The organism is Nitritalea halalkaliphila LW7, assembly GCF_000265075.1.
Lineage (GTDB): Bacteria > Bacteroidota > Bacteroidia > Cytophagales > Cyclobacteriaceae > Nitritalea > Nitritalea halalkaliphila.
Window position 1 is genome coordinate 106,553 of the sequence record NZ_AJYA01000024.1, and the last position, 21,382, is coordinate 127,934.

The 21,382-nt window shown below is 51.8% G+C and carries 20 protein-coding genes and 1 pseudogene; 10 read left to right on the top strand and 11 right to left on the bottom strand.

Annotation, left to right across the window (positions count from 1 at the left end):
- Positions 1–63 precede the first annotated feature (63 nt).
- Both A3SI_RS09500 and A3SI_RS09505 read left to right on the top strand, forming a co-directional pair.
- Positions 64–933 carry a bile acid:sodium symporter family protein gene (locus A3SI_RS09500; RefSeq protein ID WP_009055430.1) on the top strand — a complete coding sequence of 290 codons (870 nt, stop codon included), beginning with the start codon at positions 64–66 and terminating at the stop codon, positions 931–933.
- Between the two features lie 141 nt (positions 934–1,074).
- The gene (locus A3SI_RS09505) at positions 1,075–4,311 is read left to right on the top strand and encodes a S41 family peptidase (RefSeq protein ID WP_009055431.1); all 3,237 of its coding nucleotides are present in this window, start codon (positions 1,075–1,077) and stop codon (positions 4,309–4,311) included.
- Positions 4,312–4,490: 179 nt separating this feature from the next.
- Here A3SI_RS09505 and A3SI_RS09510 read toward each other — a convergent pair whose 3' ends face one another.
- From A3SI_RS09510 to A3SI_RS09550, 11 genes and pseudogenes are all read right to left on the bottom strand, one after another.
- The gene (locus A3SI_RS09510) at positions 4,491–5,162 is read right to left on the bottom strand and encodes a DUF2911 domain-containing protein (RefSeq protein ID WP_009055432.1); all 672 of its coding nucleotides are present in this window, start codon (positions 5,160–5,162) and stop codon (positions 4,491–4,493) included.
- Positions 5,163–5,171: 9 nt separating this feature from the next.
- Entirely contained in the window at positions 5,172–5,987 is an 816-nt protein-coding gene (locus tag A3SI_RS09515; protein WP_009055433.1) for an enoyl-ACP reductase FabI, read from the bottom strand.
- Positions 5,988–6,092: 105 nt separating this feature from the next.
- Positions 6,093–7,742 carry a DNA repair protein RecN gene (recN, locus tag A3SI_RS09520; RefSeq protein WP_009055434.1) on the bottom strand — a complete coding sequence of 550 codons (1,650 nt, stop codon included), beginning with the start codon at positions 7,740–7,742 and terminating at the stop codon, positions 6,093–6,095.
- A 10-nt stretch (positions 7,743–7,752) separates the two neighbouring features.
- Positions 7,753–8,670, bottom strand: coding sequence for a type IX secretion system protein PorD (gene porD / locus A3SI_RS09525; protein WP_009055435.1), 918 nt, complete (start codon positions 8,668–8,670; stop codon positions 7,753–7,755).
- Between the two features lie 13 nt (positions 8,671–8,683).
- A pseudogene (gene coaBC, locus A3SI_RS23245) lies at positions 8,684–9,910 on the bottom strand (bifunctional phosphopantothenoylcysteine decarboxylase/phosphopantothenate--cysteine ligase CoaBC).
- Between the two features lies 1 nt (position 9,911).
- Positions 9,912–10,232, bottom strand: a complete 321-nt coding sequence (locus A3SI_RS09535; RefSeq protein ID WP_009055441.1) for a DNA-directed RNA polymerase subunit omega — start codon at positions 10,230–10,232, stop codon at positions 9,912–9,914.
- 8 nt (positions 10,233–10,240) lie between these two features.
- Positions 10,241–11,197, bottom strand: a complete 957-nt coding sequence (locus A3SI_RS09540; protein ID WP_009055442.1) for an outer membrane protein assembly factor BamD — start codon at positions 11,195–11,197, stop codon at positions 10,241–10,243.
- A gap of 57 nt (positions 11,198–11,254) precedes the next feature.
- Positions 11,255–11,704 carry a T9SS type A sorting domain-containing protein gene (locus A3SI_RS20750; RefSeq protein ID WP_009055443.1) on the bottom strand — a complete coding sequence of 150 codons (450 nt, stop codon included), beginning with the start codon at positions 11,702–11,704 and terminating at the stop codon, positions 11,255–11,257.
- A gap of 50 nt (positions 11,705–11,754) precedes the next feature.
- Positions 11,755–11,970, bottom strand: coding sequence for a hypothetical protein (locus tag A3SI_RS20755; RefSeq protein WP_009055444.1), 216 nt, complete (start codon positions 11,968–11,970; stop codon positions 11,755–11,757).
- Between the two features lie 160 nt (positions 11,971–12,130).
- Complete coding sequence (locus A3SI_RS20760; protein WP_009055445.1) at positions 12,131–12,292, bottom strand: hypothetical protein; 162 nt, start codon at positions 12,290–12,292, stop codon at positions 12,131–12,133.
- Positions 12,289–13,776 carry an OstA-like protein gene (locus A3SI_RS09550; protein WP_009055446.1) on the bottom strand — a complete coding sequence of 496 codons (1,488 nt, stop codon included), beginning with the start codon at positions 13,774–13,776 and terminating at the stop codon, positions 12,289–12,291. Before A3SI_RS09550 ends, A3SI_RS20760 begins: the two co-directional genes overlap by 4 nt.
- Before the next feature lie 38 nt (positions 13,777–13,814).
- On the opposite strand from A3SI_RS09550, the gene tilS (A3SI_RS09555) reads away from it, so the two are divergent.
- The 8 genes from tilS (A3SI_RS09555) to A3SI_RS09590 all read left to right on the top strand — a co-directional run bounded on the left by tilS (A3SI_RS09555) (position 13,815) and on the right by A3SI_RS09590 (position 21,309).
- Positions 13,815–14,537, top strand: coding sequence for a tRNA lysidine(34) synthetase TilS (tilS, locus tag A3SI_RS09555; protein WP_009055447.1), 723 nt, complete (start codon positions 13,815–13,817; stop codon positions 14,535–14,537).
- Between the two features lie 179 nt (positions 14,538–14,716).
- Positions 14,717–15,010, top strand: a complete 294-nt coding sequence (tilS, locus tag A3SI_RS19340) for a tRNA lysidine(34) synthetase TilS (RefSeq protein WP_009055448.1) — start codon at positions 14,717–14,719, stop codon at positions 15,008–15,010.
- Between the two features lie 146 nt (positions 15,011–15,156).
- Positions 15,157–15,681, top strand: coding sequence for a Crp/Fnr family transcriptional regulator (locus tag A3SI_RS09565; protein WP_040670600.1), 525 nt, complete (start codon positions 15,157–15,159; stop codon positions 15,679–15,681).
- Positions 15,682–15,708: 27 nt separating this feature from the next.
- Entirely contained in the window at positions 15,709–16,725 is a 1,017-nt protein-coding gene (locus tag A3SI_RS09570) for a hypothetical protein (protein WP_009055452.1), read from the top strand.
- A 16-nt stretch (positions 16,726–16,741) separates the two neighbouring features.
- Positions 16,742–17,215: a type II toxin-antitoxin system RelE/ParE family toxin gene (locus A3SI_RS09575; RefSeq protein WP_009055454.1), complete on the top strand. Its 474-nt coding sequence runs from the start codon at positions 16,742–16,744 to the stop codon at positions 17,213–17,215.
- Complete coding sequence (locus A3SI_RS09580) at positions 17,146–18,339, top strand: hypothetical protein (RefSeq protein ID WP_040670602.1); 1,194 nt, start codon at positions 17,146–17,148, stop codon at positions 18,337–18,339. Before A3SI_RS09575 ends, A3SI_RS09580 begins: the two co-directional genes overlap by 70 nt.
- Before the next feature lie 79 nt (positions 18,340–18,418).
- Positions 18,419–19,102: a LytR/AlgR family response regulator transcription factor gene (locus A3SI_RS09585; RefSeq protein ID WP_083836481.1), complete on the top strand. Its 684-nt coding sequence runs from the start codon at positions 18,419–18,421 to the stop codon at positions 19,100–19,102.
- Positions 19,103–19,248: 146 nt separating this feature from the next.
- On the top strand, positions 19,249–21,309 hold the full coding sequence (locus tag A3SI_RS09590) for an LruC domain-containing protein (RefSeq protein WP_009055459.1): 2,061 nt from the start codon (positions 19,249–19,251) through the stop codon (positions 21,307–21,309).
- Positions 21,310–21,382 lie beyond the last annotated feature (73 nt).

The following is a 21,382-nucleotide window of genomic DNA, read 5'->3' on the forward strand; positions in this document are numbered from 1 at the left end:
GCCACGATTAGGTTTTTTCTTTCAGAGGAGGTATTTTGGGCTATCTAAACCCAAAAATATCCTATGGAAGGCAGTATCCTCACCGCTGTATTTCTCCCGCTCGCCCTCGCATTCATCATGCTAGGTATGGGCCTGAGCCTGAAGGTAAATGATTTTAAGTTGCTCTTTCTTCAGCCCAAAGCCGTGCTGCTGGGGCTCTTTAATCAACTTATTCTGCTGCCGCTGGTGGGGTTTGGGCTGGTGCTGGCCTTCGGACTGACGGGGCCGCTGGCGGTTGGCGTCATGGTGATCGCGGCCTGCCCAGGGGGACCTACTTCTAACTTGATTGCCCATCTTTCCCGTGGCGACTTGGCCCTTTCCATCAGCCTGACCGCCCTGAGCTCGATCTTGACCATCGTGACCATTCCGTTTATCGTGAATTTTTCGATCGGATATTTTGGAGAAGAAGGCAGTGTGTTTTTGCCCATCGGGCAAAGCATCCTTCAGATCATGGGGGTAACGCTGATTCCAGTGAGCATCGGCATGTTTCTCCATAAGCGCTTCCCGAAATTAGTGGATCGGGCAGATCGACCCGTGCGTATCGCCTCAGCAGTGCTGTTTACGCTGATTTTAGTAGCGGCTATCCTGAAAGAAAGGGAGTCGCTCGTGCCCTTTTTCCTGTTGACGGGTCCCATCGCACTGCTTTTAAATATCTCCACCTTAGTCTTAGGGTTTCTACTGGCGAGCGCACTGCTGCTGCCGAAAGCGCAGCGCAAGACCATTGCCATCGAGTCAGGCATTCAGAACGGGACTTTGGGCATCATGATCACCGCCACCCTGCTGGGGAATGCTGAAATGACGATCCCCGTAGCGATTTACAGTCTGCTGATGTTTTTAACGGCCATCCCTATTATCTTATTAGCGAATGCCGGCCAAAAGCGCCTGACCACTTGAGGCTGGAGGGTAATTTTTAGACCGCACTTACCTTAGTCGATCGCCTGCGATTCTGCCTAATTCAGGGCTTTTATAGGAACGGTTTGGTAGTCCCCTACGCGAAGCAGTATCTTCCAGACTTCATCTTGAATCCAAGCGAACATGAAAATTTTACAGAAGCTAATCCTGTTTTTCTGCTGTGTGGGCGGCCTGCAGGCCCAGGAAATAGGGTATTATATGCAGCCAGCACTTCATGGGGAAACGATCGTCTTCGTCTCCGAAGGGGACCTTTGGAAGGTGCCGATCTCCGGCGGTAAGGCCACCCGCCTCACCACGCATCATGGGGAGGAATTTTCTCCTAAGATTTCGCCTGACGGCAAATTTGTGGCCTACGCTGCATCGTATGAGGGGCCCACAGAGGTCTACATCATTCCCATCGATGGGGGACTGCCTAAGCGCATGACCTATGAGCCCTCCGCTTCCGTGCCTACAGCATGGAAGTCAGAGAAGGAGCTGGCTTACACCACCAACCAGTACGCCACCTTACCGCGGCTGCAGACCGTGACCGTCCATATCGAGACAGGAGAGCGGCAGGTACTTCCACTGGAAATGGCCGCTGAGGGCAGTTTTTCGGAGGATGGCACGCAGTATTTTTTCGTTCGCCCGACCTTTCATAATAATGTAACCAAGCGTTACGAGGGGGGCACCGCCCGTCAGGTCTGGGCCTACACGCTAGGCAGCGCAGAAGCGCAAAAACTGACGCAAAACTATACCGGTGAGGACCATCACCCCACCTTCTACCGGGGCCGCGTCTACTTTTTATCCTCCCGTGATGGCATCCAAAACATCTGGTCTATGCGTCCGGACGGGGAAGATTTGCGCCAGCACACAAAAGAAAGCAGCTACGATGTGCGGGAATTTTCTCCCCAAGGCGGGCGCATCGCCTATCGGGTAGGGGCGGATCTGCATGTCCTCGACCTAGCTACGGAACAAAGCGAAACGCTAGCGGTACAGCTGAGCTCGGACTTCGAGCAGATGCGGGAAAAGTGGATTAAAAATCCAGAAAGTTATATTACAGGCATTTCCGTGGCGAATGATGGGCAGCACGTGGCCCTCACTGCGCGCGGTAGGAGCTTTGTACTGCCCACTAAGGAAGGGCGCATCGTCCGCCTCGACCGAAATGATGGGGTGCGCATGCGGGATGCGGTGTTCGCGCCTGACGGTAGAAGCGTCTACCTCTTCTCAGATCAGAGCGGGGAGTTCGAAATTCACCAGTATGATAGCCGTGGGCTGGATGCCGGCAAGCAGTTGACGCAGGATGGTAGCACTCTGCGCTTTAACTTGACGCCTTCGCCTGACGGCAAAAAACTGGCCTATACGGACCTCAACAGGGATTTGTGGATTTTAGAGCTGGCTACGGGCAAGCAGGTGAAAGCGTCCACGAACAGGGAAGGGGTCAGTGGTGCCATGGCCTGGTCTCCGGACAGCGAGTGGCTGGCCTTTTCGCAGACTGCCTCCAATACCTTTAATCAGATTTTCGCTTTCGGTTTTTCTTCGGGCAAGCGTATCGCCATGACTAGTGATCGGGCGAATAGCGTCAGCCCACAGTGGAGTCCAGATGGCAGCTGGCTCTACTTTCTTTCGGATCGGAACTTTCAAACGAAAGTGGGCTCTCCATGGGGTACGCGGCAGCCGGAGCCTTACTGGCATAAGCAAATGAAAATTTACCACATCTCCCTTACAGAGGGAGCGGTTTCTCCTTTTCATTTCAACCATGAGCTGAAAGCGGAGGACAAAAAGGAGGACAAAAAAGACGAGAAAAAAGCCGACGCTGCCGTGAAGGTGCGCATCGATGAACAGGGGCTCATGGAGCGCCTTCGTGAGGTGCCCGTTCCTGCCGGAAACTACCGCAGCCTAGTCGTGACCGATAAGGCGTTGTATTACCTGAATGATCCGAATGATGACGGCAAGACCAACATTACCATGACGGCGATCAGCTCGAAAGTGGAGCCTAAGGTCTTTATCGATAATGTGCGCCGCTTCGTGCCTTCCGCGAATAACAAGCATCTGCTGGTTACTGTAGGCAGCACTCATCATGTCGTGGAGCTAAAAACCGCTCCGATAAGTAACCTGACCGAGTACCGCCTGGACCTGAGCAAGTGGAACTTCTCGATCGACCCACGCGAGGACTGGGTGCAGCTGTTCACAGACGCTTGGAGAATGGAGCGGGACTATTATTATGATCCAAACATGCACGGTGTGGACTGGGATAAGATGTATGCCAAGTATCTACCACTCGCCAAGCGGGTGACTACGCGTGCGGAGCTTTCTGACGTGATGGGCGAGTTGATCGGTGAACTAAGCGTCCTACATACGAGTGTGGGCGGTGGCGATCTTCGTCGCGGGCAAGATAACATCAGCATGGGGCTGCTGGGGGCACGCCTATCTCCGCATGCGGAGCTGGGCGGTTTCCAAGTGGATTACATCTATCAGACGGATCCCGATTATCCGGATGAGCAGTCGCCTTTAGCCCACCCAGACATCGCGATACCTGTGGGGACCATCATCACCCATGTGGATGGGCAGCCAGTGAAGGGAGCCTATGATTTTAATTATTTCCTTCGAGATAAAGCCGGTCAGCAGGTACGTCTCTCCCTGCGCAACAGTCAGGGGCAAGCGCTCGGGGACAAGGTGCTCATTCCGATGAATGCCCGCGAAGAGTCCAACTTGCGCTATAACGACTGGGAGTACACCCGCAGATTGGAAGTGGAAAAAGCCTCTGATGGGGCATTGGGCTATGTCCATCTGCGTGCCATGGGCGCCAGCGACATCAATCAGTGGTTCCGCGATTTTTATCCTCAGTTTAAGAAGCAGGGATTGGTGATCGACGTGCGCCATAATAGGGGCGGAAATATCGATAGCTTTATACTGTCGCGCCTGATGCGGGAGGCCTTTTTCTACTGGAAAAACCGCGAGGGAGAGCCCTACTGGAACATGCAGTACGCTTTCCGTGGACATTTGGTCCTGCTTGTGGATGAATTTACGGCCTCGGATGGAGAGGCCTTTGCGGAAGGATTCCGCAGACTGAAGCTAGGCGAAACGATCGGAGCACGTACCTGGGGAGGCGAAGTCTGGCTTTCCGGTGCTAATACGCTTTCCGATAACGGGGTAGCCCGCGCACCGATGATGGGCGTGTATGGCGAAGAAGGCGAGTGGTTGATCGAAGGTGTCGGATTCGTTCCTGACATCGAGGTGATTAACCTGCCGAAGGCGACCTTCGAAGGCAAGGACGCCCAGCTGGAGGCGGCCATCGAACACTTAAAGAAACAGATAGAAAAGGATCCTAGACCCGTCCCGAACCCACCGGCTTACCCGGATAAGTCGTTTAACAACAACTAAGGTTCGTAAGCGTGCCAAGTCTCCATTTCTGGTCTCTATTTTAGGGCTGGGGTGGAGATAAAAAAGAAGCGGAAAGCAATCCAATCGATTGCCTTCCGCTTTTTATTTTTTTGGCCCGTGGGGCAAAAGCCTCTGTTTAGGCTATTTTCCTGTGTAGGGCACTCTCTTCGCTTTATCGCTTAGGCGTTTACCCCTGTGATGGGGAGGCGCACCCGAATTTTCTCCCAAGAGAGGACGAGAAAGCCTTCCGTGTCGGAGACTGTTTCGATTTCGTAGGTGAGACGCTGCACGGGCTCCTCCAAAATTTCTGGGTTTACCACGAGGCGGATGATATCTTCTCCTTCAAAATACTCTTCTGCCAGGTGCATGTCGTAGGCCTCATTTAGGATGAGTACCCATTCCTCTTTACCGGGAACGGTGAAAAAGCCATACATTCCGGGCTCCACTTTTTTGCCATTAATGGAAACAGGGGCAGAGAAGGATACTGCTGTGGCCCAGTGGGAGCCGCTCACCCATACCTGATCGTAGGAAACTAAGCCATTCCAAATGGTACGTCCCCGCACACCTGGAGAGCCATAGTTGACGGTAATCAAGCTCTTGCCGATCGTGCCAGTCGCTTCGCGGCGGGCGCTTCCCTTAAAGGTGTCTTCCAGCAGGCCCGCGTTTACCGAGTCTGCATAGGCCACTTTTTCTAAGAGATGCTCTTCTTCCAGACGGCTAAGCGCTGAAGTTTCAGCGGGGCTTTCTTCCGCTTCGGATTCGCTAGCTTTTTCACCGGAACAGGCGAAGAGTCCAGCGGCCAGTAGGCAGGCCCAAGCAGAATTTCTGAGTAGATTGCGTTTGTGTTTCATCGTTATCGCTTATTTAGTGCCGAAGGCTTCCATGATTTCTTCGGAAATACCCGTGTGGGAGTAGCCGCCATCGTGGAAGAGGTTCTGCATGGTCACCATGCGTGTGAAGTCAGAGAATAAGGTGATGATGTACTCAGCGCAAGCCTCAGCGGAAGCGTTTCCGAGTGGCGAAATTTGGTCTGCGAAGTTAAAGAAGCTATCAAAACCGCCGATTCCTGTGCCCGCTGTTGTTTTAGTAGGAGACTGCGAGATGGTATTTACACGGACTTTTTTGGCTTTTCCAAAGCGATAGCCATAGCCACGAGCGATGCTTTCGAGGAGGGCCTTCGCGTCTGCCATATCCGTGTAGAAAGGGTACACCCGCTGAGCGGCGATGTAGGAAAGCCCTACGATGGAGCCCCAGGTTTTCATGACATCCATCTTTTCTGCCACCTGCATCATCTTGTGAAAGGAGATCGCCGAGACATCATAGGACTTCATCGCCCAGTCATAGTTGAGGTCACCATAGGAGCGACCTTTCCGGATGTTAGGCGACATCCCGATGGAGTGGAGGATAAAGTCGAAATCCCCTCCTAAATATGCTTTGGCTTCCGCATACAATTTCTCTATGTCTGCTAAGGAAGTGGCGTCAGCAGGGATGACGATGGTTTCGCACTGCTCGGCCAAGGTCTGAATGGAGCCCATACGCATGGCGATCGGCGCATTCGTCAGCACAAAGCGCGCGCCTTGTTCTTTCGCTTTCAGTGCCGTTTTCCAGGCGATGGAGTTCTCATCTAATGCACCCGTGATGATGCCTATCTTTCCTTCAAGTAGTTTTTCTGCCATTTTATTTCTTGGTTACATGCAAGCTAAACCGTAAAATTACAGCAATTCAGCCTATAAACAAGTGCCGAGTTCCTGCTTTTTGTCCCGTGTAGGGGTTTTTGGCCCTCAGGCCAAAAGGGAACGGGCACTCTCTAAGGCCGCAGCTGGGGGCTGATCCCCTGCGATCATCTTCGCCAGCTCTAAAACGCGCTCCTCGCCAGTCAGCTCGCGCATTTTGCTGACGGTTTTTTCGGCGCTGTGGTCTTTGTACACGAAATAATGACGTTCGCCCTTGGCCGCCACCTGCGGCAGGTGAGAAATACAGATCACCTGATGCTTCCGCGCGATGTCTTGCATCATTAGCACCATCTTCAGCGCCACTTCCCCGGAAATCCCCGTGTCGATCTCATCAAAGATAAGCGTCGGCATGGCGATCTTATCGGCCATCAAATACTTGATCGCAAAGATTAGGCGTGAAAACTCCCCTCCAGAGGCTACCTGCCGAAGCGGCTGCAGCGCCACTCCCTTGTTGGCTGAGAAAAGCAGCTCCACCTCATCGGTGCCTGCAGGTCCTGGAGCGATGGGGCTGTGGGCGATGCGTACCTGGGCGTTTTCCATACCCAGCTGCCGGACTAATCCTGCCAGCGCCTCGCTGAAGGGGGCGAAAAACGCTTGACGTTGCTCCGAAAGGGCAGCAGCAGCTTTAGTTAATTCTTTTTCTAAGGAGGCCACCTCCTCGGCCACCGCCTCCAGCTGCTCGTCGAGCTGGTCGGTTTCGATGACCTTTTCGGCTAAGTCGGCGGCGAGCGCTAAAAGCTCCTCCACGCTGTCTACGCCATGCTTTTGCTGCAACTGAAACAGTCGGCTGAGGCGCTCCTGCAGCTGGCTGAGGCGCTCCTCGTCCACTTCCACACGCGCATCCTCCTCGTAGAGGCCGTCCATTATGTCTTTTATTTCGATCAGGCAGCTTTCAAAACGCTGCTGATAACTTGCAAAATGCTCACTAAAGCGCGCCAGCTGCCCCAGCGTTTGCTTTGTGGCGTCCAGTTGGTCGGAGAGGCCTACCTCTTCCTGCTCGAAGCGCTGGACCACTTCCTGAATGCGGGACTTGATGTCTTCGGCATGCGTCAGGAGCTCTTGTTCCTGCTCCAGCTCTGCCTGCTCACCTGCCTTCAGCTGTAGCGCTTCGATCTCTTCCAGTTGGAAGCGGTTATAATCGGCTTCCTTACGTAGTGCTAAGGCCCGCTCCTGCAGCTCTTTTTGTCGCTTTTGAGCTTTTCGGTAGGCACGGTAGCTGTTTTGGTAAGCGGCTAAAAGGGTATGGCTGCTGCTAAAGGCATCGATGAGCGCCAACTGATACTCGCCATTCGCGAGCTGCAGCGTGTCGTGCTGGGAGTGAATGTCCATCAGCGCGGCTCCTAGCTTTTTCAGGTGCTCGAGCCGCACAGGCGTATCGTTGATGAAGGCACGGGATTTTCCAGTGGCACTTATTTCCCTGCGGATGATGCAGGTACTCTCATAGTCCAGCTCTTCCTCTGTAAAAAAAGGCTGCAGCCCGTAGGCCGCGATCTCAAAAAAACCTTCGATCACACATTTTTGGGTACTGTCGTAGAGCACCTTGCTGTCGGCACGATTTCCCAGCAGCAAGCCGAGCGCGCCCAGCATAATGGATTTCCCAGCACCTGTCTCTCCTGTGATCATGTTCAGGCCCGGGTGTGGACTCAATTGTAAGCCCTGAATAAGGGCATAATTTTTAATCGTAAGTGATTTCAGCATGGTGACCGCATCAACCTTTTAAGAGTTCATTGTACCGTTTGGCATTATTGGGATCTACGCGCAAGAGGGCTTTTACAGCTTCTGCGCGGATTTCAGGAGAGGCGAGGCGAAAAATTTTTGCGATTTCTTCTCCTTTAGCGTCCATAAATGCGATGGTAAAGATACTATTTGGCTGGGCATCATTCGCATCTGCCACCTTTTTTATTGCCTCCAACATGTTTATAAACGCTTCTTCCTGCCGTGTGCCCAGCAGGTCCATGCCACGGCGGTGGTACAGGTAAAGCGCCTCCCGAATAGGGCCATAGACGGAGGAGATGTAAATATCATTGGTTAGCCAGTAGCGATTACGCCGGTCGGACCCACTTGCCCCCCAGCCCGCGCGGTTAGACTGCTGCGCATTATTCACGATATTATTCGCGATCTCGAAGTAGGGATCTCCGCCCCTCAGGGCAAAGGTGTCAGCATCTAACCCGAGGATGATATAGGCATAATAGGAAAGTAGACTGCTGATATTATTGAGGAAGGAAAAACGATTAAACTCCAGCGGCTGGTTTTGGAGGTACTCAAAGGACCAGTTGCGGTCGATAAAATTCAGGTACATGCTTTCATAGTTGGTGCCATGCACGGGACGGACGGCCTGAATTTGTACGGTGGCATTATAAAAACCCACCTGGGGCATGTCATTAATGGTAATCAAAACATTGCCTTTGATGCGCTCGTGGGGGAGGAAATCCTCGTTGGTCCAGTTTCTATTGTTTAGAAACTGCTCGAACGTCACCTTCATGTCTTCGAAGACCTCTTTTTCTTGGGTACGTGCGCGCTCTGAATTGATGATGACCTGGAGATTAAGCTCCTGGGCCACGAGCGTCAGGGGAAGTCCCCCACCGAGGAAGAAACATAAAAAGAGGATGTGCTGCCAGTACTTCATGGGTGCAGGTGGATTAATTCGTCCTTTTCTCTTCCAAAACGCTTTCAAGCTCCTCTAAGATACGGAAGGCGATTTCTTTTTTAGGTGCCAGCCCTGTGCTTCCTCTTTGGCCGGAGGCCGAAAAGAACTGCACGCTATTCGTGTCGTGCTGGAAAGCAGCGCCTTCTTCTTTCGGGGAGTTCAGCACCACGAGGTCGAAGTTTTTTTTCTCGAGCTTCTCCTGTGCATGGGCGGGGCCATTTTCGGTTTCGAGTGCAAAGCCTACGTGCCACTGTCCTGCCTTTTTCGAAGCGCCCAGATGAGCGGCGATCATCGACCGTTTTGGCTAGTGTCAGCTGCAGCGTTTCGCCCTGTTTTTTGATTTTCTCTGCGGCGGCCTCCACAGGTGCGTAATCGGCTACTGCGGCGGTAAAAATACTTCCCTGCATGTCGGGATGCAGACGGTTGGCTTTCGCAAACATCTCGGCAGCGCTACTTACTGGGTACACATGGAGCCGCGGATGTGGGGAGGGCATTACGGCGCCTTTGCCGATGACGGCATGGACTTCGGCTCCTTTTGTGAGGAGGGCCTCAGCGAGTGCTGCACCCATTTTTCCGGAGGAGTGATTGGAAATATACCGCACGGGGTCGATGGCTTCTTGTGTGGGGCCAGAGGTAAGTAATACCTTTTGCCCAGAAAGGAAGCTAGCAGTTTGTGTCTGAAAAAAGTTTTGGATATGACGCAGAATATCTTCTGGCTCCATGAGTCGCCCGGGCCGCTGAGTCCGCTAGCCAGCTCTCCGGAGGCTGCTTCCAGCAGGATATTGCCATAGCTACGCACCGTATCCATATTACGCTGCACAGCAGGGTGGGCATACATATCCAGATCCATGGCGGGGGCGATCATCACGGGACACTTAGCTGAGAGATAGGTGGCCGTAAGTAGATTATCGGTAGCCCCATTCGCGAGCTTGGATAGCGTATGGGCACTGCAGGGGGCGATCAGCATCAGGTCTGCCCAGAGGCCGAGATCCACATGATTGGTCCACTGGCCGGTGTCACGCTGAAAAAAATGATGGTAAACAGGCCGCTTGGAAAGGGTAGCCAGCGTGAGTGGGGTGATAAAGTCAAGAGCAGCTGTGGTCATGATGACCTGCACAGCTGCTCCCTCTTTTATCAATAAACGTGTAAGAAAAGCCGCTTTATACGCAGCTATGCCCCCAGTTACTCCCAGGAGAATACGTTTACCGGTTAATAGCATATTAGAAACTCTCTTCGGTATTTCCTTCCGGCTTACGGAAAAACACCTTCTTCTCTAAGAACTCTTCCATCGCGATGGTAGAAGGCTTCGGCATTTTCTCGTAAAACTTAGAGATTTCGATTTGTTCCTTGTTTTCAAAAACCTCTTCTAAGTTGTCTACAGAAGAAGCAAACTCGGAAAGCTTGTTCGTCAACTCTTCTTTCTGAGCGGTCGAGATCTGGCGCGCACGCTGACCGATCACGTAGATAGATTCGTACACATTACCGGTCTGCTCAGAAATCTTAGACAAGTTTCTGGTAACAATAGATGGATTGATCGCCATAATATAGATTAATTGTTATTTATAGTTTCTGGTATAACTGCGCGAACGGGAGCCTCACTCGGGTCTGCCACTTCGCTGGCCTCATTTTTCTTACGCTCCTCCTCGATTTTAGCCATGCGCTCATCATACTCTTTTTTGAGCTTGGCATGCGCGATTAGCTCCGCTTGGGTTTTCTTTTCTAAATTTTCCACCTTTCCGATAAAGGGGCTACTCGGATAGCGGCGCTTAAAATTACCCGCGAAATCCAAAGCATCGTTCAGGCGCTGCTCTTTTTTATCGAAACGGCTACGCTCTGCATAGTTGTAGGCCACATCTACAAGTTTGTAGGCTAGTTCCTCATTATACTTGCTGTCAGGATAATTTTTAGCGAAGTTTTGGAACTGTATAATACACGCACGGTAGAATTCCCCAGGAAACAATCCTTCTGTCAGGCGCAAGTAAAGCGAAGCTTCTTGGTAAGCTTTTTCCTCGAAACGACGCTGTAACTCGTCGATCATCGTGGTGGCACGCTCGAAGGAATCAGATTCCGGGAAGCGGGAAAGGAAAAGCTGAATGGCATTTACCGCATCGCGGCTACTGCGCTGATCCAAGTTGTAATCCGGTGCATCTAAGTACAGCGAATAAGCATTCATAAAGAGCGCTTCCTCTGCGAAAGGGCTGCGGTTATAGGTTTGATAAAAGGTCTGGAAATACCCTGCAGATTCGATGTAGCGCTTCATGCGAAAATGCGCATAGGCATAGTTGAAATCTGCAATTTCCGCTTTCTCGGATCCCCGAATGATAGGTAACACCTTGTCGTACAGGATGATGGCCTTATTCCACTCGCCTTTTTCGTAGTACATGTTGGCAGCATCATACAGCACCTCCCAGTCCGAACTTTTCTCTAGTTTGTAAAACTGTCCACAGGAGGCGAGAAAACCTACGGTAAACAAAATCAGGGTAATATGGCGTACGCTTTTCATCATAAGAACCGCAAATATACGGCATTTATTCTGGTTATCAAATGGAAAGAGGGTGCTGGATCAGCGCTTTACGAAAAGCTTCTTCGTTACGATGTTTTTATTGTTCACGTAAAGCGTATAAAAGTACACACCTGGTTTTAGGTCTGAAGTGTTCAGCACAAGACTCTCACGCATAGGATCTAAGGTATAGGTAGCCACAGGGTTACCGATAAAGCTCGTCAGCGCTATGCTCGCCTGAGCCGAAGGATTAAGCAATTCATAATCTATCGTGGCGATCTGATTACTCGGATTCGGATAGATGTTGCCCATGCGAATGTCTGGATGCGTAAAGGCGTTCCCTTCAGCATTCGGATCATAAACGTCATAAGTAGCCTCGATATTGAATACTTCTCGAATATTTTCTGTGCTCACGAACTGCATGCTAAAATATCCCTTCGTCTCGGTGATGCCGAGATCGAAAGCTAAGTACATCTCCGTGAAAAGCTCTCCCGGACGCAGCGTCAGCTTCACCTTCGCTAAATCTCGGGTCGGATTATAACAGGTCTCCCCGATGCAGAGCTTCAGCTGCTGCGAAGAACTATATTCCCCCGTAAAAATTTTAAGGTATAGTGCTTGACTTCATCCGATTCATTCTGAATCAAAAGGGTCTTCCGCTGAGAAGTACCTATCTTTCCACTAAACTCCACAGCATCAGACAGCACCACCACCTGGGAAAATCCCGGAAGTGCCCCGAAAAGCAGGAGGCTGAAAAAAACGATGCGTAAAAGGTGTTTCATGTAAATACTATTCTATAGGCAAATCTTTATATTTTGTATGCTAATCTATACTATAAAAATACGCAGAAGGTTTGGCTTTTGTCTCATTTTCCGGTTAATTTTTGTTAAGCTCCGCGAAATTTTTTTTAAGCGGAAACGTTAACGCTCCTTGGAAAATTTTTTAAAGTAGCGGATATTCAGTTTCACCCTCCTGAATCTGTGTTTCGTCTAATAATTTTTGGATTTCTTCATCTTCTGGCTCTGGCACGCGGGCATCCGGGAGGTCAAATAAATTTCGCCTCCCACTTGGCCGAATCTTTGGCGTACGCCACTCCGCTATCATCTCCGATCGGGTTTCTCCTCTATCCTCCAGCGGAAATCCTTCAGCTTCCGCTTTTTATCGTCGATCTCATGTGGCGGTGTAAACGTGCCATCCGGCTTCACCAGCGATTTAATCCGCTGCAGCTGCCCCTCCTCGAAATAAATAATCATGCGCGCACATAAAAGCAGGTTCATCCCCCGCAGCGTATTGTCCTCCAGCAAGTCAAAATACAAGGACTCCCCATTCCCATTCACATCTAACTGCTGGATCTGCTCGTCCCGAAAATAGGCAATCATCCGACGCCCCTTTATCTGGTTGTAGTTCTGCAGGGTATCCTCCCCGATCAAGTAGGCATTCCGCTCAAAGAAGGCCTTCTCGATCGCTTCATCCACGATGAGTAGGCGAATGGAGTCGGCTGTAACCTGATTGTTGTCATTCCATAACACCGGGTCGCGGTACAGATGGATGCTGCTGTCCGCAAACACGTAAGCGATAGAATCCCCACGCCCCTGCAGGTCAGTTTTAAAGATGCGTGCATTATAGAAGGCGCTCAGCTCCCGGTTAGCCGGCAGCTCATCGTCCTTGTAAATCAAGGTATCCGCTATCATGAAGAGCGTGTCGGCTTCCAAATACTTTTGCACCAGCCCCCGCCCATACATCCGGCTGTATTTCTCGAGCTCCAAGTGATAGCCCTCATCCCCAAAGAGCTCTATTTCATCTTTTTTATACAAGATCGACACATCCTCCCGCGCCTCATAGTAACCCCGATTTTCATCGTAATATAAAGTTTCCCCAAAAATAATGGCGTCCTCTGTTTCCGCATCGCCATCATAGAAGCGAAAAATTCCCCCCTCGGTCTCATAGTAGGCCCCTTTCTGCGCATTCAGCCTGTTGCCCTCCGCAGAAACCACATTCGTCAGCCCCAGCGTCTCGGCGGTCTTCGGGATGGTGCGGTAGATCAAGTACTCCGTTTTCATGTGATAGTCGGGATTCACCAGGTCTACACGCTCGGTGAAGGTGATCCGCTCGATTTGTGTCTCGTAAACCGCTTTCTCGGAGGTCAAAACATTCAAAGAGTCCACCACACGTCCACCATTAAAGTAATTCGCGGTAGCCGTGTTGCGGTCATAATCTAAAAAATCCGTGTACAGCAGCGTGCCCTCATTGTCCATCACCACGTTTTGGCGCAGCCGCGCCATCCGCGAAGCCCCTTCATACTCGGCATAGGAGGCCGTCGTCACCACAGGGTCCTCCTTATCGGTGATGCGCACATTCCCGTAGAGCTTGGCCATGTTCTCACGCTTAAAAAAGAAGGCCGAGTCACACTCCACGATCGTGTTCTGGTTGATCATGAGCACATTCCCATAAAAACGCTCCACCTCCGCACCGCCGCGCACACGCTCTGCCCGCTTAAAATCCAGGTAGTTGGCATTCTGATTTTGGGCCCGCGCCGTCAGGGAAATGGCCCCCACAAACAGGAGCAGCAGCGTAATTATTTTTTTCATGTCGTAAGAAGTCCCCGCAAAATTAATATTTTTGATCTATGCTCGACAAATTTCGCGCCCATCTTCACACATTCCCCGGTTTTGACCCGAAAAAACCTACTTGGCTGGCCATCAGCGGGGGTATGGATTCCACCGCGCTCCTGCACCTTATGCGGCTTTCGGGCTTTCCCCTGCTGCTGGCGCATGTAAATTACGGTCTGCGCGGGGCGCAAAGTGATGGCGATGAGGCCTTTGTACGTGCCATGGCTACACAGTATCAGCTGCCCCTCTCGGTGAAGCGCTCCTCGCCAGAAGCACTCGAAGCTATGGGCGGCGGGGTGCAAGAGGCCGCGCGCATCCTGCGCTATACCTGGTTTGACAGCCTCCTGCGGCAGCATCCAGAGGCGCAGGCACTCCTGCTGGCTCACCACCAGGAGGATCAGGCGGAAACACTGCTGCTCCAACTGCTACGGGGAACGGGTTTAAAAGGCATGGGCGGGATGCGTGCCGTTCAAGGGGCCTACTGGCGTCCGCTGCTGCCCTTCTCGAAGGCGGAGCTACGTGCTTTTCTGCAGACACAGGGGCTTTCCTGGCGCGAAGATGCCAGCAATGCCAGCACCTACTATCAGCGCAATTATCTGCGCAATACGGTCCTACCCCAGTTGGAGGCCCGATTTCCGCAGACCTACGCGAACCTTTCCCGCAGTGCCGAAAATGCCAAAGCGCCTGGCAGCTGCAGCAGCAGCTCTCCCGCTATTTCCTTCAAAAGGAGTGGCAGGTAGACCGTTTTGGCATCGGATCCTTTGGGCTGGAAGCCCTGCGTAGCCTCGGACAGGGCCTCACCGCTTTCCTGCATCAGCTGCTGCTTCCCCTAGGCTTTTCTTCCGCCGAGCTGCTCCGTCTCTCGGCTAGTATCCTGGAAGATAAGCCGAAAGAGCTTTTACAATCCGCTACTCATCAGGTGCTTATCGATAGAGGGAGACTCTACCTGCACCCGCAGGAGTCGGCTGCGCCTTATACGTTCTCGCTCCCCGAGGAAGGGGAGGGCAGCTTGGTTTTGCCTGGCGGCAAAGGAGTTGTGGACTGGGCCTACAAGCCGCTGCCCGAAAAGTGGCCGCAAGACCCCTTTCAGGTGTACCTCAACCCGGACACTTTGGCAGCGCCCCTTACCCTGCGCACCTGGCAGCAAGGCGACCGCATACAGCCCTTCGGCATGCGGGGACAAAAAAAAGTTGAGCGATTATTTCATCGATAAAAAATTGTCACTGCTACATAAAAACCATATTTTAGTCCTAATTTCACAGGAAATTCCGCTGTGGGTGGCAGGCGTAGGCAGTAGTGCAGCTGCTCAGCTTCCAGCTACGGCGCCTCGCTGCCTGCATTTGTCCATACGTTATGCCCATGATCAATCCTTTTTCCAAGAGTTTTAAGGCCATCGAGCTGGAAATTTTTGATTTCCTAAGTAAAATCCCGTTTTTTCAGGCCTTAAGTCCAAATGAAATGGCGCGCTTTCTGCCCGCTATCCATCGGCGCAAGTACCAGCAGGGGGAGGTGGTTTTCTTTCGGGGCGATCCTAGTCAGGCGCTCTACCTGATCGAAAAGGGACGGGTGAATCTGAATATCGACATTCAGGAAAACATGGAAGTCATTCGTGTGGCACGTACACAGGAGGCTTTCGGGGAAAATGCGCTGCTAGCCGATACCAAGCGTATTTACAGCGCGATCGTGGACTCTGAGGAGGCTGAGCTGATCGTGATACCCTACTTTTCCATTCAGGAGATTTTCGCCAGCCACCCGAAAATTCAGGCCAAGATGATGACGGCGCTAGCAGCCTTTTATAATCGTAATAATCAGGTGCTCTTTTCCTCTTACAGGAACTCCTATGGCTTTTTTAGCCTTTCGCAGTTGTATGAGGATAACCAGTAGCCCCGACGTAAATCGTAGCATCCCTTCGTGAAAAAAATCAGCTTTATACTCGTTGCTTTATGCTTTCTGGCGGCCGCTTTCTGGCTGTACCGCAGCTTAGGTGGGAACAAAGAAGAAAATTATTCCTTTATCGCCTCGGATGCGCTCTTCGTTCTCGAGACGCAAGATCCCATCCGGCTTTGGAACCGCTGGAGCAGTATGCCGTATTTCGAGACCCTTGAGGAGTTTCCGGCGATTCGCTCCGCAGGTGAGCAGCTGCAAGCCTTAGATTCCCTGCTCGGAGGCTCCGGGGAGGTGGATGCCCTGCTGAAAGGGCAGCGCTTCACGGCCTCTCTGCACAGTGTGGGTAAAGAGCGTTTTGATTTTCTCTATCTATTAGCCCTGGCCGATGGCAAAGCCGAGCGGATCATCCAGCAGCTGGAGCGTGTTTTGCCCGAAGGGGTACGCCTGCAGGCCCGAACCTACAGCGGGGTTACTCTGTACGAGGTGACGCAGACGGGGAGCGACTTCAGCCTTTCCCTGGCGGCAGTGGATAATGTGCTGCTCGTGAGCTATACCTCTTTTTTAATCGAGCAGGCGATTCGCGTGCAGCGGGGCCAGGCGGTAACGAATTTTCGAGCCAGCTATAGCGAGCTTTTCAGCGGCCGTGATTCAGCTGATCCGCTCGCAATGCTGCGGGTGACGGCGGACGGGCTCTACATTTTAAACCGCTCCATCGTGGATACAGCGGAGGAAAATATGCTAGACCTGCTGAAAAACAGGCAGGTGGGCGGGAGCTTCCAGGTGCTGCTCCGCGAGCAAGGGCTGGAGCTGGAAGGCGGCCTCCGCGTGATCGGTGGGCGGGCCTTCGGTGCCTCCGGAAGCGGGGAGCTGGCCAGCCGAAGTGCGCGGTATCTCTCGAACAGAAGCAGCTACGTTTTCCAGTATGATTTAGCTAATGCCGTACAACTTTTAGGCTTCGGTGATCCGCGATTCGAGCGCGTGACGACGCTGGATGCAGAAATCGAGCAGCAGCTGAAGTCTAAAGGTTTCTTTCAGCCTTGACCGGTAGCGCCTTTTCATGGTGCTCGAGCAAAGTCTGGGGGAGGCGCGCGATCGGGTGCTTTTACTGCAGACACAGGAGGCTGAGGAGCAGCTGCAGCGCCTACTCGCTTTCGTGAAAAGCCAAAATCCCGGTCAGGAGGATCAGTTTACCGACCGCTACCGGGAGCGCCTCATACTGTATATCGAGGAGGATGAGTTTCCTGCCCATCTGCTGGACGGGAACTTTCAGGGGTTTAAAGATAGCTATGTCACCCATGTGGAGGATTTCCTCGTGTTTACGAATAGCAGTAAGGCCATGCGGCTGTACTTAGATGATTTGGCGCTGGGACAGGTCTGGGAAAATAGTGCGAAGGGGCAGGAGCAGTGGGCCCGCCTGGGCCAAAGTCCGGGACTTTCCTTTTACTTCGATGGAACAAGCTTTTGGAATGGGCTGGCGCAACGGGCACTGCCGGGCTGGAGGCCTTCCTGCAGCAGCAGAGTGCACGCCTAGGGGCATTTCACTCCCTACAGGGACAGTATGCCGAGGTGGCGGGAAAACCCTTTATGCGCATCACTTTTCCGATCGGATCTGCAGCCTCTGTACAGGCAGGAGAAAACCAAGCAGCTATTCTGCAGCGTGGGCTAAGCTTCTCCACATCGCTGACACAGGGTCCGTTCCGTCTCCAGAATTTCACAGATAAATCAGTAGATTACCTCGTTCAGGATGCCGAAAACGTTCTGCACCTCATTCACGAGGAGCAGGTCGTGTTCTCCTATCAGATCGAAGGACAGCTGGTGAGCCCTGTTTATCAGATCGATTACTACCAAAACGGCAAGCTGCAGATGCTCTTTGCGACCGCAGAGGCGGTGCATGTGTTAGACCGTCTCGGGAATACGGTGGAAGCCTTTCCGTTAACTTTGCCCGGGCAGGGCAAAATTACCCATTTAAGTCTCGTCGATTATGACCGCAATAAAAATTACCGGTATTTTCTGGGAACAAGTTCCGGGGAACTCTTCCTGATGGATAAGCGAGGCACGCTCTTAGAGGGCTGGGACCCGATATCCCTGTCGGCACCACTGGCCGCTGCCCCGCAGCATCATCGTATTCCCGGTTTAGGAGATCGCATGGTGGCACTGACGCAGGACGGTCAGGTGTATATCTTTAATCGGCGAGGAGAGCCACAAGCAGGTAGCCCGGTGTCGGTAAATGCTGTTTTGGGCACCGATTATGGGTTAGTGCTACGGGGGCAGGCCTCAGATAGCCGCCTGACGACAGTTTCAGAGGGTGGAGAGGTGCTTCAGGTGAACTTTAAAGGGGAGGTGGCGTACCGCAATCAGCTGGCCAAGCCGGATGCGGAAGTAAATTTTCAGCTTTTGCCGGACAACTTAGGAGATCGTTTCCTGTTTTTGGTGCAGTCTTTTGGGAGAATCACTGTGATGGATCAGGAGCAAGCGCCCCTTTTTGAGATTCCCAGTTATTCGGAAGATGTGGATTTTAAGTTTTATAACTTCGGCAAGGAAGCAAGTATTTTAGTACTTTTAGATAAAACTCAGGAATTTGTATATATTTACAATCTTAGAGGGGAAATGATGCACACGCTGCCATTAGCGGGATCGACTTGGCAGTCTCAGTAGCTTTTCAGGCGTCTAGAAGGCTTTTTGAGATAGTGGTGGTGGACGGAGATACCTTTTATAACTACGAACTGCCTTTTTAATGAAATGTGTTATTGTGGATGATGACATCATCTTTAGAGAAATTTTAAAAAAACTAATCTCCGAAGAGAAGGATCTGGACCTGGTGGCCTCTTGCAGCCACGCCCTCGAAGCCATGGAGTTTTTAACCCATCAGGAGGCAGATCTTTTATTTTTAGATGTGGAGATGCCGTTGATTTCAGGAATCGAGCTTTTGGATAAGCTGGAACGAAAACCGCTGGTCATTTTTGTGACGGCCAAGGATGAATATGCCCTGAAGGCTTTCGAGCAGGAGGCGGTACACTACATAACCAAGCCTGTCGATCGAGACAAGTTCCAGCAAGCCATCTCTCGCGCCCGTGCTCGGTACAAGCTCCTGCATGGTGAGCGTGTAAAAGCAGAGCGGGTCATGCTGACGTTAAAGGTAAATGGAGAGCAGGTGCGTATCGCGGCGGAGGATTTGCTGCTCGTAGAAGCGGCTTCCGATTACATGTTGGTGCAGACCGAAAAGAAAAAATATGTGGTTCATAGTACACTGAAGGCCTTCGTAGAGAGTGTGGGGGCTCCGTATTTGCTGCGCGTACATAAAAGTTTCGCCGTGAATCCGAAAGCGATCACCAAAATCGGTGCGCGCTCGCTTTGGTTGGCAGATAAAGAGGTCCCTCTGGGACCTGCCTATAAAAAGGCGCTAAAAGACTGGGAGTAGCAGTATCTGGAGGATATTTTGACTTTTTCTGGCGGCGGACGTTTTTTAAGCTTTTAAATCGAAGAAAAAGCCCCCTTTATCGAAAATAAACATGCCTTTTTTCCGCTTTGCGTACCTTTATATGACGATCCTGAATAGCACAGCATATGAAACAGCTCCTTCTTTTTTTCAGCCTTATCGTCTTCGCCTTTACGGCATGCTCTCCTTTAGAGCAGCAGGAAACTCCGGGTTTAGATGCCACGGAAGGTTTCCAAGCGATGCAAGTTCCCGATAACTTCAGTTATGCCACTACCCAGACGGTACGCGTGCAGATAGAAGCCACCTCTATGGACAAGCAGCCACTAAATGGAGTGGTCTATTCCCTGTATCAAGGAAATCCCTCCGAGGAAGGTGCACGTGTAGTCGCGCGTTTCGCTACAGATGCGCAGGGACGCGTGGACACCGAGATCGAACTGCCCAGCGTGCAAGAAAATTATTACATGCAGACCAATTACATCGGTATAGAGCCGCAGGCCCCTGTAAAAGTGGAGCAGCAGCGCATTCAGTACCGTTACGATGGCGCTGTTATGCTAGCCACGTCTCGTGAAGCGTACACAGCCATGGGGGGACGCATGGCGCATTTCACTTCGCGGATGGAAAATGTACCTGCTGGTTTTCAGTCTATGGGTACTTGGGATGCGAATGGAAGACCGAATTATCTGACTACACCGGACATCATTACCAAAGAGCTTTTAGACCGTGTCAACCATTTTCTTCCCGAAAGCAAGGATCTGCGTAACACCTTTCCTGAACTCTTAGATGAGCGCTATTCCAGGGAGCTAGAGCTAACAGAAGATGCAGAGGTTTGGGTTACCTTCGTGCACACTGGTGCAGGCTATCGAAATGCTGTGGGCTACTATTACTATAACAAAAACGACAAGCCACGTACACCGGATGATGTGAAAAACAGAACTATTCTGTTCCCAAACATTACACGAAACTCAGGAAGTGGTGCACGTACAGGGGACAAAATCAAGTTGGCAGGACCTAATAATGGGGCTTTCGAGGCAGGTACCGTCATCGGCTGGTTTCTCCTGGCAGATGCGTGGTCTGCTCCTAACAGCACACTTGGTAACGGACGCTGGACGCTCTATGCAGATCGTACCTTAAATACTTTTATCCCTCAGGCAGGTCTTCGGGAGCACATGGTGTTCCTTTATAATAATGTGAACAGAACCTTACTTATGGGCTGGGAGGACATTCGTCGCGATAACCAAGGCTCCGATCACGACTTTAACGACGTGGTATTTTATGCCAGTTGGAACCCCATTACCTCGGTTTCTCCGGATAATTATCCTAAATTAGGAGATACGAATAATGTCGACAGCGACGGTGATGGCATCCCCGATTATGCCGATGAGTTTCCAAACGATCCAGAGCGCTCCTTCACGAGCTTCGGCCCGAGTGGTTCTAATTTCGGAACCCTTATGTACGAAGATTTATGGCCAGGATTTGGGGACTACGACATGAACGACCTGGTAATCGGGTACCGTATCCGCGAAATCTTAAATGCCCGTAATCAGGTGAAAGATGTGGAGTTAGATCTGGTGATACGTGCTACCGGGGGCGTCATCCCGAAAGGCTTCGGCTTCTTCATGCCAGACATGAACCCCGGAAATGTGGCCTCGATTACGGGGCAGCGACTGGTCACAAACAGCATACAGCGTAATGGAAACGGCACAGAAGCAGGACAGTCAGGAACGGTAGTCATCGCCCTAGACGACACGCGGATGCTGATGCCTTCCATGGCGAATGTTTACCTCGACCGCCCTGTGGTGGACTCGGACACCATCAAGCTAAAAGTGACCTTTAACCAGGCCGTGAACCGCTCTGCCCTCGGTGCAGCCCCTTACAGCCCGTTTATTTTCCGAACGAACGATCGTGGACATGAAATTCACCTACCGAATTTCCGCCCTACCGATCTCTTTAATACCGCCTTATTTAAAACTGCCGCCGATGACAGTAACCCCGCTACAGGGAAATACTTCCTCAGCCGCACGAATTTAAACTGGGCGCTGCACCTCCCGCAGGAAGTCCGCTACCCGAAGGAGCGCGTAGACATGACAGACGCCTACACAGATTTCCCTGCATGGGTACGCTCAGCAGGCGTGGAGCGCCAAAATTGGTTCCGCGAGAACGTTACCGAGTCGCTTCTCTTTAAGCGCTAAGGAAATCAGATAGTACCACGTACGAGCACTTTGGGCCCCCGGTCCAAAGGCTTACGCGTTTATACCTTTAAGG

Coding starts and splice junctions, on each gene's coding strand:
- A3SI_RS09590 (WP_009055459.1), top strand. CDS start 19,249: ATGAAACAGCTCCTTCTTTTTTTCAGCCTTATCGTCTTCGCCTTTACG.
- A3SI_RS09585 (WP_083836481.1), top strand. CDS start 18,419: ATGAAATGTGTTATTGTGGATGATGACATCATCTTTAGAGAAATTTTA.
- recN (WP_009055434.1), bottom strand. CDS start 7,742: ATGCTGAAATCACTTACGATTAAAAATTATGCCCTTATTCAGGGCTTA.
- A3SI_RS09540 (WP_009055442.1), bottom strand. CDS start 11,197: ATGATGAAAAGCGTACGCCATATTACCCTGATTTTGTTTACCGTAGGT.
- A3SI_RS09510 (WP_009055432.1), bottom strand. CDS start 5,162: ATGAAACACAAACGCAATCTACTCAGAAATTCTGCTTGGGCCTGCCTA.
- A3SI_RS09500 (WP_009055430.1), top strand. CDS start 64: ATGGAAGGCAGTATCCTCACCGCTGTATTTCTCCCGCTCGCCCTCGCA.
- A3SI_RS09565 (WP_040670600.1), top strand. CDS start 15,157: ATGATCAATCCTTTTTCCAAGAGTTTTAAGGCCATCGAGCTGGAAATT.
- A3SI_RS09505 (WP_009055431.1), top strand. CDS start 1,075: ATGAAAATTTTACAGAAGCTAATCCTGTTTTTCTGCTGTGTGGGCGGC.
- tilS (WP_009055447.1), top strand. CDS start 13,815: ATGCTCGACAAATTTCGCGCCCATCTTCACACATTCCCCGGTTTTGAC.
- A3SI_RS09575 (WP_009055454.1), top strand. CDS start 16,742: ATGGTGCTCGAGCAAAGTCTGGGGGAGGCGCGCGATCGGGTGCTTTTA.
- porD (WP_009055435.1), bottom strand. CDS start 8,670: ATGAAGTACTGGCAGCACATCCTCTTTTTATGTTTCTTCCTCGGTGGG.
- A3SI_RS20755 (WP_009055444.1), bottom strand. CDS start 11,970: ATGAAACACCTTTTACGCATCGTTTTTTTCAGCCTCCTGCTTTTCGGG.
- A3SI_RS09550 (WP_009055446.1), bottom strand. CDS start 13,776: ATGAAAAAAATAATTACGCTGCTGCTCCTGTTTGTGGGGGCCATTTCC.
- A3SI_RS09515 (WP_009055433.1), bottom strand. CDS start 5,987: ATGGCAGAAAAACTACTTGAAGGAAAGATAGGCATCATCACGGGTGCA.
- A3SI_RS09535 (WP_009055441.1), bottom strand. CDS start 10,232: ATGGCGATCAATCCATCTATTGTTACCAGAAACTTGTCTAAGATTTCT.
- A3SI_RS20760 (WP_009055445.1), bottom strand. CDS start 12,292: ATGATAGCGGAGTGGCGTACGCCAAAGATTCGGCCAAGTGGGAGGCGA.